Annotated in this window: 3 protein-coding genes and 1 pseudogene; 3 read left to right on the top strand and 1 reads right to left on the bottom strand. The window is 72.2% G+C overall.

The annotated features are described in order from the left end of the window. Positions 1 to 81: 81 nt before the first annotated feature. Both EAO76_RS43105 and EAO76_RS43100 read left to right on the top strand, forming a co-directional pair. Positions 82 to 300, top strand: a pseudogene (locus tag EAO76_RS43105) (hypothetical protein); the annotation flags it as partial. Positions 301 to 629: 329 nt separating this feature from the next. Continuing rightward, complete coding sequence (locus tag EAO76_RS43100) at positions 630 to 1,388, top strand: HNH endonuclease family protein (protein WP_262376258.1); 759 nt, start codon at positions 630 to 632, stop codon at positions 1,386 to 1,388. Positions 1,389 to 1,461: 73 nt separating this feature from the next. Here the strand turns inward: EAO76_RS43100 and EAO76_RS43095 are convergent, their stop codons facing one another. After that, entirely contained in the window at positions 1,462 to 2,235 is a 774-nt protein-coding gene (locus EAO76_RS43095) for an SDR family oxidoreductase (protein ID WP_148841656.1), read from the bottom strand. A 101-nt stretch (positions 2,236 to 2,336) separates the two neighbouring features. Here EAO76_RS43095 and EAO76_RS43090 point away from each other — a divergent pair. Continuing rightward, a partial coding sequence (locus EAO76_RS43090; protein ID WP_148841655.1) for a TetR/AcrR family transcriptional regulator occupies positions 2,337 to 3,006 on the top strand: 670 nt, incomplete at its 3' end.

The following is a 3,006-nucleotide window of genomic DNA, read 5'->3' as shown; positions in this document are numbered from 1 at the left end:
GGACGGCGAGCGGGCCGGCGGTGAGGCGGCAGTCGACGGTGCGCTGCCGGTTCTCGGCGGGGCTGAGCGGGCAGTCGGTGGCGCGGCCTGTTGGACGGGGACGGCGTGGCGACCGAAGCGGGGCGGGCGCTGCGCGCCGAGGTCGAGCGGCGTACGGACGAGGCGGCCGCGGACCCGTGGCGGGTGCTCGACGAGGAGGAGCGGGAACGGCTCGTCGAACTGCTGGGATCGCCCTGGGTGGCGGTGATCGGGTCCGGACTGCTGCCTTCCGAGACGACTCTGGGCATCGGGAAGGCGTGAAAGGCATGAAGGGAGTGAAAGGAGTGAGCGGTCGAGGCGCCGGAGGGGGCGAGCGGCCGGGCGGTCGGAGACCGTGAGCGGCCAGGGGTCGGGGAGCGCGGGCGGCCGGGACGTCGGGGACCGTGAGCGGCCAGGGGATGGGGAGTGCGGGCGGCCGGGCGGCCGGAGAGTGCAAGCGGCCGGGACGTCGGGAAGTGTGGGCGGCCAGGTGGCCGGAGGGTGTGATTCCGGCCGCATCCCGGGCGTGGCGTGCTCATGAATACCTGCGGGCGGGGAAGGCATCCGTACGATTTCAGGATTCTGCTTTCTCCCCGTCAGGACGGCTTCGCGTGATATCCCCTCGTGTGTACCGAGCGACCCTGCCCGCCCTCGGTGTGGTGGCGGCGCTGACCCTGGCCGGCTGCGATCTCGAACCGTCGTCCTCCGAGGAGGAGGGCGGCCGGGCCGTCACCGGGTTCGGGGCCAGCCCGCTGGACAACGCCGACGGCACGAAGCCGGGACTCGCACCGCTCACGTCCGAGGCGGACCGGGCGGCCGGCCGCAGGATTATCGAGAAGGTGGCGACGAAGGGACGAGGACCGAAGACCGGGTACGCGCGCGAGGAGTTCGGCTACGCGTGGAAGGACTCGATCGACGGGTTGGCGCTCGCCAGGAACGGCTGCGACACCCGCAACGACCTCCTCGCCAGGGACGGCAAGGACGTGAAGCTCCGCTCCGGTTCGGACTGCGTGGTCGTGTCGATGACCCTCAAGGACCCGTACACCGGCTCGACCATCGACTGGACCAAGCAGCGGCCCACCAGGATCCAGATCGACCACGTCATGCCGCTCTCGTACGACTGGCAGATGGGGGCCTCGCGCTGGGACCGGGACAAGCGGCAGCGGATCGCCAACGACCCGCTCAACCTCCTCCCGGTGGACGGCCCGGCCAACAGTGCCAAGCGGGACTCGGGGCCGGCGTCCTGGCTGCCGCCGTACAAGCCGATCCGCTGCTCCTACGCGGTGCGGTTCGCGCAGGTCTCGCTGAAGTACGAACTGCCCGTCACCACCGCCGACAAGAGGGCGATGCTGGAGCAGTGCGGCGGGTGAGCCGGGGCCGGTGAGCCGGAGTGGGGGAGCCGACCCGTGCTTCGGCGCGGGCCCCGCAGGCCGTGTCCGGGTGTCAGAGCCCCGCGCCGCCGGTCGCGTCCATCACCCGGCCGGTCACCCAGCGGGCGTCGTCGGAGGCGAGGAACGCCACGATGTCGGCGATGTCCTCGGGACGGCCGACCCGGCCCAGTGCGGCGAGCGACGCGGCGTGCGCCTCGGCCTCCGCGTTGCCGCGCAGCCAGGCCGCGTTGACGTCGGTGTCGACGATGCCGGGGGCCACCGAATTGGCCGTGATGCCGCGCGGGCCGAGCTCCTTGGCGAGGTTGAGGGTGAAGGTGTCCAGGGCGCCCTTGGTCGAGGCATAGGCGATGATCTCCGGCATGGCGATCCGGGCCGCGCCGCTGGAGACGTTGATGATCCGGCCGCCGTCGCGCAGCCGGTCCAGTCCCTCCCGCACGATGAAGAACGGCGCCCGGACGTTGACGGCGAACAACTCGTCGAACGCCTCCTCGGTGAGTGACGCCAGATCCGAACTCCGGCCTATTCCGGCGTTGTTGACAATGATGTCCACGCCGCCGCCGGGGAAGTGCTCGGTGATCCCGGCGTCGAAGGCGGACCACAGGGTCTCCGCGTCGCCGTGCGCCCCCAGTTCCGCCCGGATCGCGAACGCCGCCCCGCCCCTCGCGCGGATGCCCGCCACGACCTCCTCGGCCGCCGCCGTCGCGCGGGCATGGGCGACGGCCACGACCGCCCCGTCCCGCCCGAGCCGTTCCGCGATGCCCCGGCCGATGCCCCTGCTGCCGCCGGTGACGAGTGCGACCTTGCCTTCGAGTGCGTGAGTGGCCATGGCTGTGCCCACTGCCCTTCCATCCGGAGCCCCATTTTTTGAGCGCTCGCTCAAAAATAAGCTAGCACGACTTCTTGAGCGGGCGTTCTAGAATGTGTGGCATGAGTGACGGCGGCAGGAGCGGCAGCGGTACGGGTGGTGGCGGCAGAGGTGCGACGCGCGGCCGTCCGCGCTCCTTCGACCGGGACGCGGCGCTCGCCGCGGCCACCCGGCTGTTCTGGGAGCGGGGCTACGGGGCCACCTCGGTCGGTGAGCTGACCGAGGCGATGGGCATCCGGCCGGGCAGTCTCTACGCCGCCTTCGGGGACAAGCGGTCGCTCTTCGAGGAGTCGGTCCGGGCGTACGGGCGGAGCTCCGTCGGGGCGTTCATGGGCAACGCCCTGGAGGAGGAGCCCACGGCGTACGGCGCGTTCGCGCGCATCCTGCGCGAGGCGGCGGAGATCTACTGCGACCCCTCCCACCCGGCGGGCTGCCTGACGATCAGCGCCGCCACCAACATCGCCCCGCAGGACGCCGAGGTCGCTGCCTTCCTCCGCGACCTGCGCAACGCCAACATCACGGCCTGGGAGTCACGGCTGCGGGCGGCGCAGCGGGAGGGCGAGCTGCCGGCGTACGTCGATGTCCGGGTCCTGGCCGGCTACTTCGCGATGGTGATCCAGGGGATGTCGCAGCGGTCCCGGGACGGGGCGAAGCGGGCCGAACTCGCCGGGATCGCCGAACTGGCCCTGGCCGCGTGGCCCGGAAACGGGCCGTCGGCGGGGGCTGGGGCGC

Source organism: Streptomyces sp. sk2.1 (assembly GCF_008120935.1).
Taxonomy (GTDB): domain Bacteria; phylum Actinomycetota; class Actinomycetes; order Streptomycetales; family Streptomycetaceae; genus Streptomyces.
Note: the sequence above shows the minus strand (reverse complement) of the source record. Positions and strands in the feature narration are given on the sequence as shown.

Excerpts from the sequence above, each read along its gene's own strand:
- EAO76_RS43095 (WP_148841656.1), bottom strand. The coding sequence starts at position 2,235 with ATGGCCACTCACGCACTCGAAGGCAAGGTCGCACTCGTCACCGGCGGC.